Here is a 19,574-nt window from a genome sequence, read left to right as displayed (position 1 = left end):
GAGTTCCGCACGGAGCGTCGTGATCACCTGTCCGGCTTCGGCCTGGGACATGCCGCAGAGCAGCAACGCCTAGTCCGCAAGTCCCAGCAATCTCGGCAGAGAAAACTCCAGGCCCACCATCAACATCAGGAACACGAGGCCGAGTTCCGCCAGGAAGCGGGTGTCGTCGCCGGCGACGAAGAGCCCCGACCCATGCGGCCCGATCGCGAGCCCGGCGAGCAGATAACCCATCGCTGCGGGCATGCGCAGGAACTTAAAGACCCCGACCGCCAGGACCAACGCGATGATCGGGATCAAGCTTGGGCCGAGATGCGCGCCGCTCGCGTCATTGGATCGCTAGCAGGCGCCGGCGGACAGCAAACCTGCCGTCAATGCGGCGATAAGTATGGGGCGTTGCATCGAGCGCACCGACGGGTGAGAAGCCGCATCATCGACCACTGGCGGGTGCGGCCGCCAGTCGGTGTCTGCGTTGGGTCGGAAGCGGACGTCACCCGCGCGTCGTTCAGCCGCGCGGCTGGCGCATCTGGGACAATTCACATTCGCCGCAGCCACTGAGCTTCTCCGGACGTGTGATCGACCAGTTCCCCTGAATCGCAATGAGCCGCCCGTCCAACGGGCGCGTCGTCTGCCGATCGCCCTTCAGGGCGACCAGGAGGAACCCATGTCCGATGCACGCATTCGCGTCGCGGGACTTTCGTTTTCGTGGCCGGACGGGACACCCGTCTTCGCCGGCTTGTCATTCAATCTCCGCGCCTCCCGCACCGGTCTCGTCGCGCCCAATGGCGCCGGTAAGAGCACGTTGCTGGCCCTGCTGTCGGGGCGCGTGACACCGCAGTCGGGCTCGATCGAAGTACGAGGAACACTCGGCTACCTGCCGCAACAGTCGACGGTGCAGGCCGGCGGCACGGTTGCGGAGCTCATGGGCGTCGACCATGCGTTGCGTGCGGTCGACGCCGTACTGGCCGGCAGCACGGATCCCGCGACGTTTGAACACGCGGATGGCCATTGGGATCTGCGGGATCGCATCGCAGCACTTCTCGCGCAGTTCGACCTGCACGACGTTCATCCGCAACGATCAACCGAGACACTGAGCGGCGGCGAGGTCGCGGTGATTGCGCTGGCGGGGCGGCTTCTGCGGCGCCCTGACGTGCTGCTATTGGATGAGCCGACCAACCACCTCGATCGCACGCGGCGCCAAGCGCTGCGGGATGTACTGCACGCATTCCGCGGCTGTCTCGTTGTCGCGAGCCACGACCGCGACCTGCTGGACGACATGGAGCAGATCGCCGAATTGCGAACCGGTTCCGTCTGGATGGTCAGCGGAGGCTTCACCACTTACGAGACAGCCGCCCGACTCGAGCGAGCCGCCGCGGAAGGTCGCGAACAACACCTGCGTAAGGAGCTGCGACGCGAACAGAGAGCGCTGCAGAACGCTCGCGAACGAGCCGAACGTCGGGCAGCGTCGGCCGCTCGCGCGCTCCCTGACGCGGGCCTGCCGAGGATCGTTGCCGGCGGGCGGGCCCGTCGTGCGGAGGTGTCCGCGGGTAAGGTTGCGGGAGCGCACAGCTCGCGCATCGAGCAGGCGCGCGACGCCCTGCATCGGGCTCAACACGACGCTCGCACGTCCACCACGCCGAGCTTTGCGCTTCCTGCGCCGCGCGTGGGTCCTACACAGCACGTTCTAACGCTCGAGCGCGCTCGAATCCGTACTCACGAACGCATGCTCTGGGAGGAGCGCGGCGTGACGCTCACGATCCGCGGTCCCGAGCGACTCGCGCTCACCGGCGACAACGGCGCAGGCAAAACCACGTTGCTTCGTGTCATGGCCGGCGATCTGGCGCCGACGTCAGGTGAGCGGCGCATCAGTACTCGCCGCGTGGCGTACCTCAGCCAGCAACTCGACCAGCTGATACCTACCCTGTCCGTTACGGAGAACTTTTCGCGCGCTGCCTCGGCGCTATCCGACCAGGAACGCGCCGACATCCTGGCGCGCTTGGGGTTCCGCGGCGACCGCATGCAATTGCCGGCGGCCGCTCTATCGGGAGGCGAGCGCGTTCGGGCGACTCTGGCGTGCGTGCTGCATGCCGATCTGCCGCCGCAACTCCTGCTGGTGGACGAGCCGACAAACAATCTCGACCTCACATCGATCCGTGAGCTCGAACAGTCCCTGCTGAACTACGAGGGGGCGCTGGTCGTCGTCAGCCACGACTCACGGTTCCTGAAAGCCATTGGTGCAGAACGGATCCTGCACTTGGACAAACAAGGGCTGGGCGAACGGGTGGAAGACTGATGCCCGCTGTCGGCCGTCGCGGACGTTGCACACAGTCCGCGACGGCCGGTGGGAAACATGCTGTGCGAGCTATCAGGCGCTCGCTTTGTCGCGAAGCGGGTCATCGCGAGAGTATTCGCAAGGCGGCACTATGCGGGCTGCAGTCGCCCTGCTCGGGTTCGCAGTGAGCGACCGCCAGCTCACCGCCCGCTTACACCGCCGCTGCGCCCGAAGAAGGGGATAAGCCGAGCTGCACGGGCATAGCCGGCGCATTCAGCCGCCCGTTGCCCCGTCGTGGAAGGTGTCGGGCACACGAACGATCGAATCTTCCGTAGGTCGAAAGTTGAGCGACTAACAGCACGCACCCAGTTACCGTCGCCTGAAGCAGGCTGCAAGCCGGCAGACGTAACGAATCGCCCGCTTAAACCGTTCGACTTCCCCACGCATCCATCCGACGTGATCAGGACGATCGGTCGACTCGAATAGAGAACTTATGGACGACCACGACGCAGGGAAGATCAGACGCGGACACGCGCAGGCAGCGTTTGTGCTGCACGGACGTGCGCCTGCGGCGTCGGGTATTGGGGGCGGCTAGATGCTTCCTCCCGATTCCACGACGTTTACGCATCTCCAGCTGTTCCTCGCGGTGGCTCGGCTTGGGAGCGTCGCGAAGGCCTCGGTCGCGTTGGATGTACCGAAAGTTACGGTGCTGGCCGCGCTGCGCCATCTGGAACGGGAGAGCCAGGTCCCGCTGTTCAAGACTCGTGGCCGAGTCTGCGAGTTGACCGATGAAGGCCTGGCGATCGAGGAGCTCGTAACCGACGTCGTCACCGCGACGGGCAACCTGTCGGCCGCCCTGGGCAAGCAGAATCCGCTGCAATCGGGACGAGTCGTTGTCGCGTCGGCGCTCGACGAAACCGTGTTGCCTCTGGGGGAGTGGTTCGGCGGGCTGACATCGCGCTGCCCGCTGCTCGTCATTGAGATACGGGCTTTGCGACATGGGGCCTCGCCCCCGCGTCGCACCGATGTCTTGTTTACCTGCGAACCATTTTCGCCACGCGGATGGACAAGCCGAAAGCTGATGCAAATCGAGTACGGGTTGTACGGCTCGGTTGCATATTTCGAGCGCCGCCACAGGCTTGAAGACGTTCGCGACCTGGCTGTTCATTCGCTGATTGCCGGACCGAGGTCCAGCGGCTTGGCCACAGGCGATTCCGACGCCGGGGGCGCCTGGGCGACGTACCTCTCGCGCGCACCGCGCCTCCTGACGGACAGCTACGGCGCTGCCCTGGATGCCGTCGCCGCCGGCGGAGGCATCGGCCTTCTGCCGGTATCGCTCGCGGAACGGGCCAAAGGTCATCTACTCGTGCGGGTTCTGCCGGACTGGCGGATACCACCCGACGAAGTGTTCATGTCGTATCGCAATTCATCGCAAGCCTTGCCGCGCGTCGCGGCCGTAATCGCTAACGCGATAGCGAATGCGAGTTGAGGGGCTGCCCTGCTAACGGCGCGCTGGATGCGCAGGACGCGACCGATGAGCCGGTGTCACGCTTCGTCAAAGAATGCGACGCACTTCGGCCGTCGGATTTGCCGATAGCAATCAAACGTCTGCTAATGCTGGTTGCGCAGAGGTTTCGCCGTTACGTCGATCCACTGTCCGAAAGATCGAATTTCCCCTATGTCTTTCGCTGAGTAACGAAACACACGAGGCAGAGCGTTCACTGAGTGCGACGGTATCTCCACCGTGCAGCCGACAGGTGTGGATATGAAAGCAGCGATCGCGACGACCCTGATTTGGGGTGCCCTTCTCGCAACGGCTAACGCGAGCCCACAGGCGCTGGAGGAATTAGCAGCCTCAACCAGCGACTCCAAACCAGTTGCCGCCGCAGACGCGAAACTTCAGTGCGTCCATGAGCAGATGCCCGGCAACTATGGAATGCGGCGCATCTGTCTGCCGCCCGGCATGTGGGCCAAGCTGAGCGTGGCCGATCGCGCACTACTCGTTCGCACCAGGGTCCCGGTGCAGATCGAAGCGACGTACACGGCTTCCACGAACCAGTCCGCGGTCAGCCACATCGAGACCTTGACCGCCTTCCCCTCCGGGAATCGCCTCAGCACGCGGCAGGACCGCGATAACGAAGTCGCGCTCAGCCTTCGCCAAGGCGATTGAGCAGGAGTTGCGTTGTCCGGGTCGCGTCCATGGATGCTGTTGACCGCCGACTCCGCTCGGCTCTGACCGCCTTGCCATTGAGGGTCGCGTCCGCTTTCGGCCAGTAACAGCTGGCTCTGTCCACTGCCGCTGAAGCTTGCCGCGAGCCGCCGCGCCCACGGGTACCTCGGCGTCGCGTTCATTCGCCTCGGAGCACGCTGTCGCGACTGGAGGCCCCATGAATCTCCGCGAGCTCGACAGCAGGTATTTCGGACGTCACGGCGAGGCCAAGGACGTCGTCGTGGGCGATTCGGCCGACAGCCAGCTCATTGACGCTCGCGGCCGCCGGTACATCGACTTCATGATGGGGTGGTGTGTCGGGAACCTCGGCTGGGGCAACACCGAGCTTCGCGCGGCTGCGCGCTCGTTCGACGGCCCCGACTACGTGCATCCCGATTATCTGTATCGCCCTTGGGCGCAACTCGCGGAGATGCTTGCGGGGATCACGCCGGGCAAACTCGCCGTGTCCTATCGCACGACGGGCGGTACGGAATCGGTAGAGGGTGCGCTGCAGATCGCTATGGCGTACACGGGCCGTGGCGCGTTCGTTTCGATCGACGATGCCTACCACGGGAACTCGATCGGCACGATGAGCATCGGTGCATCCGACCACCGTGAGACGTTCAAGAACCTCCTGCGGAATTGCCACAGGATCGCGCCGCCGCTGGACCTGAAGGCGCTAGGCAAGCTCGAGACGCTGTTGAAGAAGCGCAACGTGGCGGCTTTCATTATGGAGCCGATCATCTGCAACCTCGGCGCGCTCGTTCCCGAAACGGATTTCATGCGCGGCGCCCGCGCCCTGTGTTCGCGCTACGGCACCCTGTTCATCGCCGACGAAGTGGCGACCGGCTTCGGCAGGACGGGGAAACTCTTCGCCTGCGAGCACTTCGATCTCGACCCCGATGTCATGTGCATCTCCAAGGCGATCACCGGCGGCTACGGCGGTCTCGGTGCGGTGATCACGACGCCGAAGATCGCGAAGGCGGTGAAGAAGGACGTCAACCTCTATTCCACTTATGGGTGGCACCCGCTTGCAGTCGCCGTCGCACTGGCCAACCTTCGCTACCTGAAGCGTCATCGCACCAGGCTCCTGAAGAACACCACCGCGATGGGCGACTATTTTCTTGGCCGGCTCGGCTCGATGGCGTTCAAGGGTCGCGCCACGGCGCGTGGAAAAGGCGTCGCGATCGGCGTCGAAGTCCAGAGCGAACGCTATGCCACGAAGATCGGCGACGCCTGCCGCAAGCGCGGCCTGCTCGTGTCCGCCGAAGAGAACCTGCTGATGCTTTTCCCGGCACTGAATGTGACCGGCCCGATCGCACAGCGCGGCCTCGACATCTTTGAAGAGTGCCTTTAGCGGTCGAGGTTGCGCGCTTCGGGCATGCGTCGACGCAGCCAATAACGACAGCAGCCGTTGCTCACTTGGCACACATAACCGATGCATGAGGGATCCAACGCCGGCTCGGCCTGACTAGGGAGCCCGCCCCTCAAGCGACGTCGGCAAACGGCCGATCGCGGACATTCAACCAACTCTCCTGCGGGCTACGCTGATGTGAGCCATCTGTCTCGCGGAAGCACAGCTGGCGCCCGGTCGGATGCGACGTCTCTTTTCCGGATGTAACCGGGCTTTTGTCCGACGCGAGACCGCATCGACAATGGTTGCAGGTCACTGGATTGCGCCGCGTCCGCACCCCACGTTTTCCTGGCCTCAGCAACGACCACGAAGCACAGCGTCACCATTCGGTGCGGGGGAACTGCACCCGACATCTGCTGCTTCACGCCGAGCAAGTCGTGAGCGACCGCTGCCTCTCTCGCAGCCGCTCCTCAGCGCCGGTGGAAAGTACGCCGTGACACCGGCAGCGCCCGTGGCGCGACACCTTGCGCGCGTCGCACGGAAGCTACCGACGTGTCGTTCGCCGCCGAGATCGGCGCAGGCGGCGGCTCACGCTGCGCCGTCAAAATGGTGGGTCGTGATGGATTCGAACCATCGACCAGCGGATTAAAAGTCCGATGCTCTACCGACTGAGCTAACGACCCACAGGCCCGGCGTCGCCGGGGGCGCGATCTTACCGCAGACGCCGTCCGCCTTCAGCCCGCGACGTAGCGCGTCGGGTCCGGAACACCGGCCGCTTCGAAGCCCTGCGCGCGCAGGCGGCATGCGTCGCAGACACCGCAGGCGCGGCCGTCCGCGTCGGCCTGGTAGCACGAGACGGTCAGCCCGAAATCGACGCCCAGGCGCACGCCTTCGCGGGCGATGTCGGCCTTGCTCATGAACTGCAGCGGCGCGTGCACGCGCAGCCCCGCGCCTTCGACGCCCACCTTCGTCGCGAGGTTCGCCAGTCGCTCGAACGCAGCGACGAACTCCGGCCGGCAATCTGGATAGCCCGAATAGTCGACCGCATTCACGCCGCAGAAGATGTCATTCGCGCCGAGCACTTCCGCCCAGCCGAGCGCGATCGACAACATGATGGTGTTGCGCGCCGGCACGTACGTCACCGGGATCGCGCTGCCGGTGTCGCCCGAGGTTGGCACGTCGATGCTGGAATCGGTGAGTGCGGAACCGCCGATCGTGCCGAGGTCGACCACCACGGTCTTGTGCGCAGCCGCGCCGAGCGACGTGGCGACGCGCGCGGCGGCATCGAGTTCCGACGTATGGCGCTGGCCATAGCGCACGCTGAGCGCGTACACATCGAAGCCTTGCGCCTTCGCGATCGCGACGACGACGGCGGAATCCATGCCGCCGGACCGAAGGACGACGGCGCGCTTCGCGCCAGTCGGTCGGGAATCGGAAATGGTCACGGACAACCTGCGTCAATCGAGGTGGATCGGAAATGCATTGAGACGTGCGGCGCGACGAATGCTCGACCGACGCGCTGCGCGACATCGCGCAGACGTCGCAAGGGCTCAACGCCCGGGTTCGTCGCCCCAGAGGATCTTGTGGAGCTGCAGCTGGAAGCGCACCGGCAGACGGTCGTCGACGATCCATTGCGCAAGCTCGCGCGGCGCGACCTGCCCGAAGCTCGGCGAGAACAGCACGTCGCAGCGTGCGCTCAACGCATGCTCAGCGACGATGCCGCGCGACCACTCGTAGTCCTCGCGCGAGCAGATGACGAACTTCACTTCGTCGCGCGGCGTCAGCAGCGGGATGTTCTCCCAGCGGTTGCGATGCACCTCGGCCGAGCCCGGCGTCTTGATGTCGACGACGCGGATCACGCGCGGATCGACCCCGCCGATGTCGAGCGCGCCGGACGTCTCCAGCGACACGGTGTAGCCGGCGTCGCACAGGCGCTGCAGCAGGATCAAGCAACGCTTCTGCGCGAGCGGCTCGCCGCCGGTGACGCAGACATGGCGAACGCCGAGGCGCGCGACTTCCGCGAGGATCGCGTCGATCTCCCACCAGTCGCCGCCGTGGAAGGAATACGTGGTGTCGCAGTACTGGCAGCGCAGCGGGCAGCCGGTCAGGCGCACGAACACGGTCGGCCAGCCGACGGAGTTCGACTCGCCCTGCAGGGACAGGAAAATCTCGGTCAGCCGCAGCCGCTCGGGGGCCGCGGCGGCCGCGGTGACGGGGACGCTCATCCGGCGATTTTACCGCCCGCCCTCCTCCGCCGGCACCGCACCGGCGGTGGCGTTCAGCCGCTCAGCGACCCGGGCCCATCGCGCGCAGGCGGTCGGCGGCCGAGCGCGCGGCATCGCTACCCGGATAGCGGGCGACGACGTCGGCGTAGGCGCCGCGCGCGCCGTCTTCATCACGCAGGTTCTGGCGGGTCAGGCCGAGCTTGAGCAGGGCGCCGGGCGCCTTGTCGTGCGTCGGGAAGCGGTCCAGCAGCTGCGTGAACGGGCCGACGGCCTCGGCGTAGTTGTGCGTCGCGTAGTAGCTCTCGCCGAGCCAGTAGAGCGCGTTCGGCGCGTAGACGCCGCCCGGGTACTTGTCGAGGAAGTCCGCGAACAGGCGCGACGCGTCGGCGTAGCGGCCGGCCTTCAGCGCATCGAACGCGGCGTTGTAGGCGGCGAGCTCGGCACCGGTGGGCGCCGCGCTGCCGGCCGAGGCGGCGGGAGCGGCCGGCTTGGGGGGCTTGATCGCCGAAGACGTTGCGGCGGGCTTGGCCGTCGACCCGGGTTTGGGTTTGGCGGGCGTCGGCGCCGTCACCGCGGGTGCCGCGGGCGCCGCGACGGGCTGCGCGGCGCCCTCGAGGCGCTGAAGTCGCCCGTCGACGTCGAGGTACTGCGTCCGCATCGAATTGCGCAGCTGCTCGTTCGCCTGCTGCGCTTCCTCGAGCTGTCCCCGCAGCGACTGGATCTCGGTGCGCAGTTGCGCGATCTGGTTGACGAGGTCGACGTTCTGCGGATTCGCGGCGCGCACTTCCAGTGCGGCGACGCGGTCGGCGAGGCTCGCGCGTTGCGCGGCCGCGGGCAGCGGCGCGACGAGCGCAAGGGCGACGGCGAGCGTGAGCGCGCGAGGCATGGTCATGTCAGGTCCCCGGTTCGATCGTGCGCCCGAGTATGCCGCGGGCGCGTGGCGATTCGACTGTCGCGACGATGAATGCGTCGCCGCGAACGAAAACGGGCCGCGCGTGGCGGCCCGTCTGTCGTGCGGTGCGTGCGATCAGCGCGCGCTGTAGCTGATCTCGACGCGACGGTTCTTCGACCAGCAATCCTCGCCCGACTCGGTGCAGACCGGCTTCTCTTCGCCGAAGCTGTTGACGGTGAGCTGCGACGACTGGCCGCCCGCGGCCTGCATCGCCGACGACACGGCGTTCGCGCGGCGCTCGCCAAGCGCGAGGTTGTAGTCGCGGCTGCCGCGCTCGTCGGCGTGGCCGTCGAGCGTCATGCGCGAGGACGGACGATCGCGCAGGTACTTGGCGTGGCAGTTCACGATCGCCTGGAACTCCGGCTTCAGCGCGTCCTGGTCGAGATCGAAGTAGACGACGCGCTGGCGCAGGCACGAATCCGTGTCGAGGTCGTTCGGGCCATACATGCCCGCGGTGGTCGGACCGTTGTCGACGGCCGGCTGCGTGGTGCCGACGGTGCCGGTGTCGGTCGGCGGCGTTTCCTTGACCTTCTTCGAGCACGCCATCGCGAGGGTGCACATCGCGGCGACGATCAGGAGCTTGCTGGCGGAGTTCACGTTCATGGGTCGTTCCTCGTGGTTGTTCGATCGGGGTTACGGCTCACGACGCTCAACGCGGCGTGCGATAAGGGCCCCACGCGGGCTCGCGCACGTCGCCATCGGCGAGCACGAGGCGCTGGCGGACGCGGGCGTCGGCGGATACGGCGTACAGCACGCCGCGGCCGCCTTCGCGCGCGGCGTAGATGAGCATGCTCGCGTTGGGCGCGAAGCTCGGGGATTCATCGAGATTACCCGGCGACAGCAGGCTCCAGCGTGCGCTGCCGACGGAGGAATCCATCATCGCGATGCGATACGTGTTGCCCGAGCCCTGCGCGGTCGCGATCTTCTTGCCGTCATACGACACGGTGGCGCTCGCGTTGTACGAGCCCTGGAAGGTCACGCGCGTCGCGCTGCCACCGGACGCCGACGCGCTATAGATCTGCGGGCGGCCGCCACGGTCGGACGTGAAATAGATGCGCGAACCGTCCGCGCTCCACGTTGGCTCCGTATCGATCGCGTAGTGGTTGCTGACCTGCGTGAGCGCGCGGCTGCCGAGATCCATCACGTAGACCTCGGGGTTGCCCGAGCGCGACAGCGTCATCGCGAGGCGACGGCCGTCCGGCGAGAACTCCGGCGAGCCGTTGATGCCGCGGAAATGCGCGACGACTTCGCGCGCGCCGCTCGCGATCGTCTGGATGTAGATCGCCGAGTTGCCGCCCTCGAAGCCGACGTATGCGAGGCGCGCACCGTCCGGGCTCCACGACGGCGACATCAGCGGTTCGGTGGAGCGCACGACCGTCTGCGGGTTGTAACCGTCGCTGTCGGCGATGACGAGCGCATAGCGCGCACCGTTGCCCGCGCCGCTCTGCGTGACGTACGCGATGCGCGTGAAGAACGCGCCGCGCACGCCGGTGATCTTTTCGTAGATCGCGTCGGCGATCTGGTGCGCGACGTCGCGCAGCTGGCCACTGCGCGCGGTGAGCGCGAATCCGAGAAGGCGCGTCTGCTTGGCGACGTCGAGCAGTTCGTATTCGACGCGATATGCACCGCCGCCCGCGTCGAGCACGCGGCCGACGACGACGTAGTCCTGGTTGATCGCGCGCCACGCGGGGTAATTCACTTCCTCGCTGCGCGTCGGACGCTCGGGCAGCGCCTCGACGGGCAGCGACTTGAACTGACCGGAGCGATTGAGGTCCGCGGCGACGATGGACGCCTCGTCCGTCGCGCCCGTGCCGTTCTGGAAAGGCACCACCGCGATCGGCAGCGCGGCCGCGTTGCCGCCGACGATGTCGATCTCCAGGCCCTGCTGTTGCGCGCCCGCCGCCAGGGGCAGCAGCGCGAAGATGCACAGGACCAGCCACGACACGAGTCGACTCATCGCGATTCCTCACGTCCGTCAGGGGCGCATACAGGTAGCAGCCCGTTCGTGAATCCTAGCTCACACCTGAATGGTTTAGCGGCTTGACAGGCGCCGTACACCAAGTCCCTCAGGGCGCCCGGAAGTTGAGCGTCAACTCCCGCTTGAAGACCTTTTCGAAGCCTGCGTAGGGAAGCGGTTGCGCCTTCAGCACCGCAGCTTCGATGGAGCGGCGGCCGGCCTCGTCGTAGACGCAGGGCGACGTGACCTGCGCATCCACGACTTCGCCGCCCGGCAGCTGGCGGATCACGAGGCGGCAGCCCGCGCCCGACGGAATGTTGTCCGGGCGCACCCACTTCGCGCGGATCGCCTCCTGCAACGCCGCGGCGTAGCGACCGAGCAGGCCGTCGTCGGCCGCGCCGGTGCCACTGGCCTGCGCATCCGCCTGAGCCGCCTGCTGCGCGGCCGAACCCGCGCGCGGTGCGGTGAGCTGCGCCAGCCTCTCCTCCGCCGCGAGCGCTTCGCGCGAGGCCGCGGCGCGGCGCCTGCGGATCTCGGCGAGCTGCGCTTCCTTCTCGGCCTTCAGCTTCTGCTGCGCCTGTTGTTGCGCGTCGACCGGATTGGTGAGGTCGGCCTGTTGCTGCGTGTGCTTTTCGTCCTGGGGCTTGGTTTCAGTGGCCTTCTGCGGCGTCGGCGTTTCGACCACCGCTTGCTGGTCGACGTCGTCCGGCTGCGTCAGCTGTTGCTGCGGCGCGGTCTGTTGCGGTGGCGGCGTGACTTCGGGTTGCTCATCCGGCACCGGTTCGGGCAGGGGCTCGACCGGTTCGGGACGATGGCGCAACGTGCGCTGCATCGCCGCCGACAGCTGGCCGACGTCGACGACGTCCGCGGCCATGCCACCGGCACTCGCCTGCATGGTGTCGCTCGGCCGCATCGTGAGCCACAGCAGCAGCCCGAGCACGACGTGCAACGCGATCGCCAGCGCGACCGCGGTGGCGTCGTCGGCCGCCCTCACCTTCACTTCGAAGAGCCCTTGGGCGAGCTGATCAGCGACACCTTCTCCACGCCGGCCTTCTTCAGCACGTCGATCGCATCGGTGACGGTCTGGTAGCTCGCCTTCGCGTCGGCACCGATCAGCACCTGTGCGTCATGGTTCTGCGCGACGATCGTCGACAGCCGCGCGGCGAGTTCGGACGCGCTCACCGCTTCGTTGCTGCCCGCCTTCACCGCGAGGAAGTAGTTGCCCTCGGCGTCGACCTGCACGACGACGGGCTCGGTCTTCTGCTGCAGCGATTTCGCGTTCGACTTCGGCAGGTCGACATCCACGCCGAGGTTCAGAAGCGGCGCGGTGATCATGAAGATGACCAGCAGCACGAGCATCACGTCGATGTACGGCACGACGTTGATCTCGGATTTGAGCTTGCGGCGGCGATGCCGCCTGAGCGCGAGCGACATGGCTCAGCCCTCGAGATGCGACTGTCGCTGCAGGATCGACGAGAACTCCTCGGCGAAGGCCTCGTAGCGCGTCGCCAGGCGCTCGACCGCGGTCGCGAAGCGGTTGTACGCCCACACCGCGGGGATCGCGACGAACAGGCCCATCGCGGTCGCGAGCAGCGCTTCGGAAATGCCCGGGGCAACGTCCTTGATGCCGACCTGCTGCGAACTGGCAAGCAGCGAATGCATCGTCACCATGATGCCGAACACGGTGCCGACAAGGCCGATGTACGGCGACGTCGAACCGATGTTCGCCAGCAGTTCGAGGTTGTGCTCCAGCGAATCGAGTTCGCGCGACGCGGTGGCGCGCATGCCGCGCTGTGCCGCTTCGAGCTGCGCATCGGGATCGGCGCCGCGACGCTGGCGCAGGCGGTTGAAATCGCGGAAACCGGCTTCGAAGATGGCTTCCATGCCGCCGACGTTGCGGCCGTGGCCGCTCGCGCCTTCATAGAGCTTGTTGAGTTCTGCGCCCGACCAGAAGCGCTCTTCGAACTGCATCGCTTCGCGCTTCGCGCGGCGCAGCAGCGCGGCTTTGCGGAAGATGATGATCCACGAGCCGATCGAGGCGACGATCAGCAAAAGCATGATCAGCTGCACCGGCAGGCTGGCCGCGGCGACGAGATGCACGAGATCGATCGAGCCGGCCGCGGGTGCCGCGGCGGTCGTCGCCGCCTGCGTCGCATCGGCGAGCGGCTGCACGTTCGCAGGCGCGGCATCCGGCAGCGCGCTCGGGCTGGACTGCAGCATCAGCGACAGCGCGCTCATCGGGCGATCTCCGGCGTCGAAGCGTGCGGACGGTGCGATGCGGTCATGCGGGGTCTCCGGTCCATGCGGCGGACGTCAGTTCTTGGATTCGAGGGCGGCGAGCTGCGCATGCAGCCCGGGCGGGATCGGGGCGGGACGGAACGTCGCCGCGTCGAGCGCAGCGATTCGGACCGTCGACGCGAGCAGGCGTTCCCCGTCGCGCTCGATCGCCTGCCGGAACGACAGGCTGGCGCGCCGGCATTCGGCGAGTTCGCAGGTGACGGTCAGTGCGTCGTCGAGGCGCGCGGGCTTGAGGAAATCGAGCGTCATCGCGCGCACTGCGAAGACCAGGCCTTCGGCCTGCAATGACGCCTGCCCGTGGCCGTTCGCGCGCATCCACTCCGAGCGCGCGCGCTCCAGGAATGCGACGTAGCGCGCGTGGTACACGACGCCGCCGGCGTCGGTGTCTTCCCAGTAGATGCGGACCGGCAGGCTGAACATGCGCTCCGTACGGTGCGGCGGGCGGGCCAGTCTACCCGCCGTGCGACGACGGGATCGACCCGCCGGTTCGCGCGACGTTCAGTCGTTCGCGCTCCGTGCCTAGCTTGCCGCAGCAAAACCGCTGCGACGCGGTACCCGAACGTCAGACCGCCGGCGGCTCGAACAGGTCGTTCGGCTTCGCGCGCGGCGTAAAGCCGAGGTGGCGATAGGCCTTCTGCGTCGCCATGCGCCCGCGCGCGGTGCGGATCACGTAGCCCTGCTGGATCAGGAAGGGCTCGACGACGTCCTCGAGCGTGCCGCGTTCCTCGCTGAGCGCCGCGGCCAGCGATTCCACGCCGACGGGGCCGCCATCGAACGATTCGATGATGGTGGCGAGCAGGCGGCGGTCGAGCTCGTCGAAACCTTCGGGGTCGACCTTCAGCATCGACATCGACTCGAACGCCGTTTGCTTCGTGATCGTGCCGTCGCCGCGCACCTGCGCGAAGTCGCGCACGCGGCGCAGCAGGCGGTTGGCGATACGCGGGGTGCCGCGCGAGCGTCGCGCGATTTCCGCCGCGCCATCCGGATGGCAGGCGATGCCGAGGATCTGCGCCGAGCGCTGCACGATCTTCGTCAGCTCCTCCGCGCTGTAGAACTCCAGGCGCTGCACGATGCCGAAGCGGTCGCGCAGAGGCGCGGTCAGGAGGCCCGCGCGAGTCGTCGCGCCGATGAGCGTGAACGGCGGCAGGTCGATCTTGATCGAACGGGCGGCGGGGCCTTCGCCGATCATGATGTCGAGCTGGAAGTCCTCCATCGCCGGATAGAGCACTTCCTCGACGAGCGGCGACAGACGATGGATCTCGTCGACGAACAGCACGTCGTGCGGCTGCAGGTTGGTCAGCAGCGCGGCGAGGTCGCCGGCCTTCTCGATCACCGGGCCCGACGTCTGCCGCAGGTTGACGCCCAGTTCGTTCGCGATGACTTGGCTCAGCGTGGTCTTGCCGAGGCCGGGCGGCCCGAAGATCAGCACGTGGTCGAGGGCCTCGCCGCGCCCCTTCGCCGCCTCGATGTAGATCTTCATCTGCTCGCGCACCGGCACCTGGCCGAGGTACTCGTCCAGGCGCTTGGGGCGGATGGAGGCTTCGGCGGCGGCGTCCTCGTGGGTCGCGCCGGCTCCGATGAGGCGGGTGTCGGTCATGCCGGGATTATGGCCCGGCGCCGCTCACGCGGTGCGACGCGTCAGATCTCGACCTGCGCGCCCAGCTCGACGAGGCGGTTGCCCGGGATGCGGAAGAACGACGTCGCCGGCGCCGCATTGCGGTGCATGAGCGCGAACAGCTTGTCGCGCCAGAACGGCATGCCGCGATGCTTGCTGGCGACGACCGTCTCGCGGCTCGCGAAATACGTCGTGTCCATGGGGTCGAAATGGATGCCGCCCTTGTCGCAGGACCGCATCAGCGCAAGCGGCACGTCCGGCGTCTCCATGAAGCCGAACTTCAGGGTGATGCGATAGAAGTTCTCGCCGATCGATTCGATCTTGAGGCGCTTGTCCTTCGGCGCGGTCGGCACCGTCATCGGTTCGATGGTGAGGAAGACGTTACGCTCGTGCAGCACCTTGTTGTGCTTGAGGTTGTGCAGGAACGCCTGCGGCACGACGCCGCGATCGGCCGTCAGGAAGACCGCCGTGCCCGGCACGCGCACCGGTGGCGACAGCATCAGCCCGGGCAGGAACACGTCGAGCTGGATGCCTTCCTTGCGGATTTCCTCGTGCAGCAGCGCGCGGCCGCGACGCCAGGTGCGCATCACGGTGAACGAGCCGATGCCGATGATCAGCGGCACCCACGCGCCGATGCCGGTGAACAGCTTGCCGCCGTTGGCGATGAGGAAGGCGATGTCGATGATCAGGAACAGCCCGCACAGGGGCAGCACCCAGCGGCGCGAACGCTCCCAGCGCGTGTAGGCGACGACGGCGAGCAGCAGCGTGTCGATCAGCATCGTGCCGGTGACCGACAGGCCGTACGCGGTCGCGAGATTCGTGGCGCTCTGGAACGACAGCGTCAGCAGGACGACCGCGCCGAGCAGCATCCAGTTGATCGACGGCACGTAGATCTGGCCGATGGTCTGGCGCGAGGTGTGCTTGATCGACAGGCGCGGCAGGTAGCCGAGTTGGATCGCCTGGCGCGTCACCGAATACGCACCGGTGATGACCGCCTGCGATGCGATCGCGGCGGCGACCGTCGCAAGTCCGAGCATCGGGATCTGCGCCCAGTCCGGCATCGACATGTAGAACGGATTCGAACGCGCGGCCGGGTTCTGCAGCAGCGTCGCGCCCTGCCCGAAATAGTTGAGCACCAGCGCCGGCAGCACGAATGCGAACCAGCCCCAGCGAATGGGCTTCTTGCCGAAGTGGCCCATGTCGGCATACAGCGCTTCACCGCCGGTGATCGCCAGCACGACGGCGCCGAGGATGAAGAGCGCATGCCCGCCGTGGGTTGTGAAGAAGTCGAACGCCCAGTACGGATTCAGCGCCGACAGCACCGACGGATAGCGTGCGATGTTGTAGCCGCCGATCACCGCAAGCACGATGAACCACGCGATCATCACCGGCCCGAACGCCTTGCCCACGGTCTCGGTACCGAAGCGCTGGAACGCGAACAGCGCGAACAGGATCAGCAGGCCGACCGGCATCACGAAGTGCGAGAAGGCGGGCGAAATCACGCGCAGGCCGTCGAGCGCACCCAGCACCGTGACCGGCGGCGTGATCATGCCGTCGCCGAAGAAGAGCGACGCACCGAAGATACCCAGGATGCCGACCGTGTAACTGAGCCGCGAACCCGGCTTCAGCGAGCGCTGCGCGAGTGCGGTGAGCGCCATGATGCCGCCCTCGCCTTCGTTGTCGGCGCGCATGATGACGATGACGTACTTCAGCGTGACGACCAGCATCAGCGCCCAGAACGCGAGTGACAGCAGGCCCTTCACCGTGTGCGCATCCGGCGACAACCCGTAGTGCGGCAGGAACATCTCCTGCATCGTGTAGAGCGGGCTGGTACCGATGTCCCCGAACACCACGCCGACCGCGCCCACGACCAGCGACGCGAGGCCGGCATGCCCGTGGTGCGCATGGCCGGTGTCGCCGGCGCCGTTGGAAGGCGAAACCGTGGAAGCGGTAGCGGTCATGGAGCGTTCTCGAACGGTCCTTCGCTCAGCGGAGCGCGGACTGTAGCGCCTTGCGGATGATGGTCGCGGTGTCGTCGCCGGGCTGCGTGGCGTCCTTCGCCATGCGCGCCGCCTCGGCGGGCTTGTAACCGAGCTGTTGCAACGCGACGACCGCTTCGGTCTGCGGATCGGCCGGCAGGCCGGTGTTCACACCCAGTGTCGAACCGAGGCCCGCGAGGTCGGCCGCGCGGTCGCGCAGTTCGACCACGATGCGTTCGGCCGTCTTCTTGCCAATGCCGGGAATGCGCGTGAGTGCCGTGACGTCGCCGGCCTGCACGAGCCGCGCGAACTCGTCGACGCTGACTGCGGACAGGATGGCCAGCGCGATCTTCGCGCCGATGCCGGTCACTTTCTGCACGTCACGGAACAATCTGCGCTCGCCTTCGCGCAGGAAGCCGTACAGGGCGACGCTGTCTTCCTTCTGCGCGTAATGCGTGAAGAGCACGACCTCGCGCCCGGCTTCGGGCAGGTCGTAGAACGTGCTCATCGGCGCTTCGAGTTCGTAGCCGATGCCGCCGCCGACTTCGATGAGCAGCCACGGCGGTTGCTTCTGGACGAGCACTCCACGGAGACGACCGATCACGCGCGCGCTCCCGCGGCCGCGTGGCGCGCGATGCGTTGGATGTCGTGAATCCGTGCGGTCATGCCCGATCCCCCGTGCCGGCTTCGCGGCGGCGCGCATTGTGCGCCCGTTTCGACGTCGACGGTGTCATGGCCGTGTCTCAGGCGCCGCGCCGGCGCAGATGGGCGAGATCGATACCGGTGCGCCCGGCGGTCGCGCTCATGTGCGCGTGGGTCAGCGCGACGGCCAGCGCGTCCGCGGCGTCGGCCTGCAGCTTCTGGTCGGGCAGGTTCAACAGCAGGCGGACCATGTGCTGCACCTGCTGCTTGTCGGCCGCGCCGCGCCCCACCAGCGACTGCTTGATCAGTCGCGGCGCGTATTCGCTGACGCCGAGGCCGCGACGCACCACCGTCGCGATCGCCGCCCCGCGCGCGTGCCCGAGCTTGAGCGCGCTCGTCGCGGACTTGTCCATGAAGACGGTTTCGATGGCGACGTGCTGCGGTTTCCACTCGTCGATGAGCGCGTCCAGGCCTTCGCAGAGCAGGCCGAGGCGCTTCGGGAAATCCTCGGCGTCGAGCAGCTTGAGCGTGTGCGCCGACACGTAGGTGCAGCGGCCCGTCGCGTCGACGTCGACGAAGCCGACGCCGGTGCGCTGCGAGCCCGGATCGATACCGAGGATGCGGATCACGTCGATGCGGCGCCGGTCAGGCGTACGCGTCCTCGCCCAGCTCGGCGTTCGAATAGACGTGCTGCACGTCGTCGAGCTCCTCGAGCCAGGCGAGCAGCTTGGCGACCTGCTTGGCCGTGTCGCCTTCGACCTTGACGTTGTTTTCCGCGCGCATCGTGACCTGCGCCTCGCCGGGCGTGAGGCCCGCCGCTTCGAGCGCGGCCTTCACGTCGGCGAACGATTCGGGCGCGGTGAGCACGTCGATCGAGCCGTCTTCCGGATACACGACGATGTCGTCGGCGCCGGCCTCGATCGCCGCTTCGGTGATGCGGTCTTCGTCCGCGCCCTCGCCGAACCAGATCACGCCGCGCTTGTGGAACATGAAGGCGACCGAGCCGTCGGTGCCGAGGTTGCCGCCGAACTTCGAGAACGCGTGGCGGACGTCGGCGACGGTGCGCACCTTGTTGTCGGTGAGGCAGTCGACGATCACCGCGACGCCGCCGGGCGCATAGCCCTCGTAGCGGATCTCTTCGTAGGTGACGCCTTCGAGTTCGCCCGTCGCTTTCTTGATCGCACGCTCGATGACGTCCTTCGACATGTTGACGTCGAGGCCGCGGTCGATCGCGGCGCGCAGGCGCGGATTGCCGGACGGATCGCCGCCACCCATGCGCGCAGCCACGCCGATCTCGCGGATCACCTTGGTGAAGATCTTGCCGCGAATGGCGTCGACGGCGTTCTTGCGGGCTTCGATCGAGGGACCACGACCCATCGGGCACATCCGGACAACAGGAAACGGGGCGCGGATTTTACCGGATCGGCCGCTCGCCACCGGCCGCGCCGGGCGCCTGTTCAGTGGATGAAACGGCCTTCGCGCAGGAACGCGGTGACCTGCCGGGCGGCGGTCGGCGACAGGACGAGGCCGCTGTGGGTGGCGTGGACGGCGACGTGGTCGGTCAGCCCCTCGAGCCGGGTTTCGGACACGGCGACCGTGCCGTCGTTCGGCCCCTGCAGGCGCCCGACGACCCGCCCGAGCCCGAAGCCCAGGGAGCCGGCGATGGAGCCGACCTGCTGGCGCCCACGCCACGGCCGGCAGCCGTCGCGCAGCAGATGCCGGCTATGGCCCAGCCAGCGCCCGACCACCGGCAGTCGCGCCGTTCTGTTCGCCGCCGCGCTGCCGCACAGCGGCGACCCGAGGCAGACGACGCGCTCGACCGGCAGCCCGGGCTCGGCCTCGAGCGCAGCCAGCGTGACGAGGCCACCGAGGCTGTGGCCGACGACGTGGCAGGGCGTTTCGCCGACGGCGTCAGCGAGCGAGCGCAAGGCCCGCGTCACCCGATCCTTCGAACTCGCGTAACCGACGTAGTCGACCTCGAAGCCATCGCGCGCGAGTCGTCGCGCGAGCAGGCCCATCGACGGGGGTCGCATCCAGAGGCCGTGGATCAGCAGAACGCGGGAAGTCGTCATCA

20 protein-coding genes and 1 tRNA gene are annotated in these 19,574 nt (G+C 67.3%); 4 read left to right on the top strand and 17 right to left on the bottom strand.

Going from position 1 to position 19,574, the window contains the following annotated elements; translation table 11 throughout:
• Window positions 1-69: 69 nt before the first annotated feature.
• On the bottom strand, window positions 70-297 hold the full coding sequence (locus tag EVS83_RS07920; protein ID WP_208108718.1) for a cation:proton antiporter domain-containing protein: 228 nt from the start codon (window positions 295-297) through the stop codon (window positions 70-72).
• Window positions 298-661: 364 nt separating this feature from the next.
• Between EVS83_RS07920 and EVS83_RS07915 the strand changes: the two genes are divergently transcribed.
• The 4 genes from EVS83_RS07915 (at window position 662) to EVS83_RS07900 (ending at window position 5,835) form a co-directional block, all read left to right on the top strand.
• Complete coding sequence (locus EVS83_RS07915; RefSeq protein ID WP_133500502.1) at window positions 662-2,290, top strand: ABC-F family ATP-binding cassette domain-containing protein; 1,629 nt, start codon at window positions 662-664, stop codon at window positions 2,288-2,290.
• 574 nt (window positions 2,291-2,864) lie between these two features.
• Complete coding sequence (locus EVS83_RS07910; protein ID WP_133500501.1) at window positions 2,865-3,758, top strand: LysR family transcriptional regulator; 894 nt, start codon at window positions 2,865-2,867, stop codon at window positions 3,756-3,758.
• Window positions 3,759-4,034: 276 nt separating this feature from the next.
• A complete protein-coding gene (locus EVS83_RS07905; protein WP_133500500.1) occupies window positions 4,035-4,439 on the top strand; it encodes a hypothetical protein in 405 nt (134 codons plus the stop codon).
• Between the two features lie 136 nt (window positions 4,440-4,575).
• A complete protein-coding gene (locus EVS83_RS07900) occupies window positions 4,576-5,835 on the top strand; it encodes a class-III pyridoxal-phosphate-dependent aminotransferase (RefSeq protein WP_208108717.1) in 1,260 nt (419 codons plus the stop codon).
• Between the two features lie 604 nt (window positions 5,836-6,439).
• Here the strand turns inward: EVS83_RS07900 and EVS83_RS07895 are convergent.
• From EVS83_RS07895 to EVS83_RS07820, 16 genes are all read right to left on the bottom strand, one after another.
• A tRNA-Lys gene (locus tag EVS83_RS07895) sits at window positions 6,440-6,515 on the bottom strand.
• A gap of 51 nt (window positions 6,516-6,566) precedes the next feature.
• Window positions 6,567-7,271 carry a 7-cyano-7-deazaguanine synthase QueC gene (gene queC / locus EVS83_RS07890; RefSeq protein ID WP_281275107.1) on the bottom strand — a complete coding sequence of 235 codons (705 nt, stop codon included), beginning with the start codon at window positions 7,269-7,271 and terminating at the stop codon, window positions 6,567-6,569.
• 111 nt (window positions 7,272-7,382) lie between these two features.
• The gene (queE, locus tag EVS83_RS07885) at window positions 7,383-8,057 is read right to left on the bottom strand and encodes a 7-carboxy-7-deazaguanine synthase QueE (RefSeq protein WP_133500498.1); all 675 of its coding nucleotides are present in this window, start codon (window positions 8,055-8,057) and stop codon (window positions 7,383-7,385) included.
• Window positions 8,058-8,118: 61 nt separating this feature from the next.
• Window positions 8,119-8,943, bottom strand: a complete 825-nt coding sequence (ybgF, locus tag EVS83_RS07880) for a tol-pal system protein YbgF (RefSeq protein ID WP_425456081.1) — start codon at window positions 8,941-8,943, stop codon at window positions 8,119-8,121.
• Window positions 8,944-9,084: 141 nt separating this feature from the next.
• Window positions 9,085-9,570: a peptidoglycan-associated lipoprotein Pal gene (gene pal / locus EVS83_RS07875; protein WP_425456080.1), complete on the bottom strand. Its 486-nt coding sequence runs from the start codon at window positions 9,568-9,570 to the stop codon at window positions 9,085-9,087.
• Window positions 9,571-9,658: 88 nt separating this feature from the next.
• Window positions 9,659-10,966: a Tol-Pal system beta propeller repeat protein TolB gene (gene tolB, locus EVS83_RS07870; protein ID WP_133500496.1), complete on the bottom strand. Its 1,308-nt coding sequence runs from the start codon at window positions 10,964-10,966 to the stop codon at window positions 9,659-9,661.
• Between the two features lie 109 nt (window positions 10,967-11,075).
• Window positions 11,076-11,960 (bottom strand): TonB C-terminal domain-containing protein, encoded by an 885-nt coding sequence (locus EVS83_RS07865; protein ID WP_246022818.1) that lies wholly within the window; start codon window positions 11,958-11,960, stop codon window positions 11,076-11,078.
• A gap of 2 nt (window positions 11,961-11,962) precedes the next feature.
• Window positions 11,963-12,400, bottom strand: a complete 438-nt coding sequence (gene tolR, locus EVS83_RS07860; protein ID WP_133500495.1) for a protein TolR — start codon at window positions 12,398-12,400, stop codon at window positions 11,963-11,965.
• 3 nt (window positions 12,401-12,403) lie between these two features.
• Window positions 12,404-13,204, bottom strand: a complete 801-nt coding sequence (gene tolQ, locus EVS83_RS07855) for a protein TolQ (protein ID WP_133500494.1) — start codon at window positions 13,202-13,204, stop codon at window positions 12,404-12,406.
• Window positions 13,205-13,279: 75 nt separating this feature from the next.
• Complete coding sequence (ybgC, locus tag EVS83_RS07850) at window positions 13,280-13,684, bottom strand: tol-pal system-associated acyl-CoA thioesterase (RefSeq protein WP_133500493.1); 405 nt, start codon at window positions 13,682-13,684, stop codon at window positions 13,280-13,282.
• A 142-nt stretch (window positions 13,685-13,826) separates the two neighbouring features.
• Window positions 13,827-14,861, bottom strand: coding sequence for a Holliday junction branch migration DNA helicase RuvB (gene ruvB / locus EVS83_RS07845; RefSeq protein WP_133500492.1), 1,035 nt, complete (start codon window positions 14,859-14,861; stop codon window positions 13,827-13,829).
• 41 nt (window positions 14,862-14,902) lie between these two features.
• A complete protein-coding gene (locus EVS83_RS07840) occupies window positions 14,903-16,840 on the bottom strand; it encodes a potassium transporter Kup (RefSeq protein WP_133500491.1) in 1,938 nt (645 codons plus the stop codon).
• A 25-nt stretch (window positions 16,841-16,865) separates the two neighbouring features.
• Window positions 16,866-17,462 (bottom strand): Holliday junction branch migration protein RuvA, encoded by a 597-nt coding sequence (gene ruvA, locus EVS83_RS07835; protein ID WP_133500490.1) that lies wholly within the window; start codon window positions 17,460-17,462, stop codon window positions 16,866-16,868.
• 139 nt (window positions 17,463-17,601) lie between these two features.
• On the bottom strand, window positions 17,602-18,129 hold the full coding sequence (ruvC, locus tag EVS83_RS07830; protein WP_133500489.1) for a crossover junction endodeoxyribonuclease RuvC: 528 nt from the start codon (window positions 18,127-18,129) through the stop codon (window positions 17,602-17,604).
• Window positions 18,130-18,145: 16 nt separating this feature from the next.
• Window positions 18,146-18,877, bottom strand: a complete 732-nt coding sequence (locus EVS83_RS07825; protein WP_133500488.1) for a YebC/PmpR family DNA-binding transcriptional regulator — start codon at window positions 18,875-18,877, stop codon at window positions 18,146-18,148.
• 80 nt (window positions 18,878-18,957) lie between these two features.
• Window positions 18,958-19,572 carry an esterase/lipase family protein gene (locus EVS83_RS07820; protein WP_133500487.1) on the bottom strand — a complete coding sequence of 205 codons (615 nt, stop codon included), beginning with the start codon at window positions 19,570-19,572 and terminating at the stop codon, window positions 18,958-18,960.
• Window positions 19,573-19,574: the final 2 nt, after the last annotated feature.

Source organism: Cognatilysobacter terrigena, from assembly GCF_004361065.1.
Classification (GTDB): Bacteria; Pseudomonadota; Gammaproteobacteria; order Xanthomonadales; family Xanthomonadaceae; genus Cognatilysobacter; species Cognatilysobacter terrigena.
This window is presented reverse-complemented; position numbering and strand designations above follow the sequence as displayed.

Coding starts and splice junctions, on each gene's coding strand:
- EVS83_RS07915 (WP_133500502.1), top strand. CDS start 662: ATGTCCGATGCACGCATTCGCGTCGCGGGACTTTCGTTTTCGTGGCCG.
- EVS83_RS07910 (WP_133500501.1), top strand. CDS start 2,865: ATGCTTCCTCCCGATTCCACGACGTTTACGCATCTCCAGCTGTTCCTC.
- EVS83_RS07905 (WP_133500500.1), top strand. CDS start 4,035: ATGAAAGCAGCGATCGCGACGACCCTGATTTGGGGTGCCCTTCTCGCA.
- queE (WP_133500498.1), bottom strand. CDS start 8,057: ATGAGCGTCCCCGTCACCGCGGCCGCCGCGGCCCCCGAGCGGCTGCGG.
- ybgF (WP_425456081.1), bottom strand. CDS start 8,943: ATGCCTCGCGCGCTCACGCTCGCCGTCGCCCTTGCGCTCGTCGCGCCG.
- pal (WP_425456080.1), bottom strand. CDS start 9,570: ATGTGCACCCTCGCGATGGCGTGCTCGAAGAAGGTCAAGGAAACGCCG.
- tolB (WP_133500496.1), bottom strand. CDS start 10,966: ATGAGTCGACTCGTGTCGTGGCTGGTCCTGTGCATCTTCGCGCTGCTG.
- tolR (WP_133500495.1), bottom strand. CDS start 12,400: ATGTCGCTCGCGCTCAGGCGGCATCGCCGCCGCAAGCTCAAATCCGAG.
- tolQ (WP_133500494.1), bottom strand. CDS start 13,204: ATGAGCGCGCTGTCGCTGATGCTGCAGTCCAGCCCGAGCGCGCTGCCG.
- ybgC (WP_133500493.1), bottom strand. CDS start 13,684: ATGTTCAGCCTGCCGGTCCGCATCTACTGGGAAGACACCGACGCCGGC.
- ruvB (WP_133500492.1), bottom strand. CDS start 14,861: ATGACCGACACCCGCCTCATCGGAGCCGGCGCGACCCACGAGGACGCC.
- EVS83_RS07840 (WP_133500491.1), bottom strand. CDS start 16,840: ATGACCGCTACCGCTTCCACGGTTTCGCCTTCCAACGGCGCCGGCGAC.
- EVS83_RS07825 (WP_133500488.1), bottom strand. CDS start 18,877: ATGGGTCGTGGTCCCTCGATCGAAGCCCGCAAGAACGCCGTCGACGCC.
- EVS83_RS07820 (WP_133500487.1), bottom strand. CDS start 19,572: ATGACGACTTCCCGCGTTCTGCTGATCCACGGCCTCTGGATGCGACCC.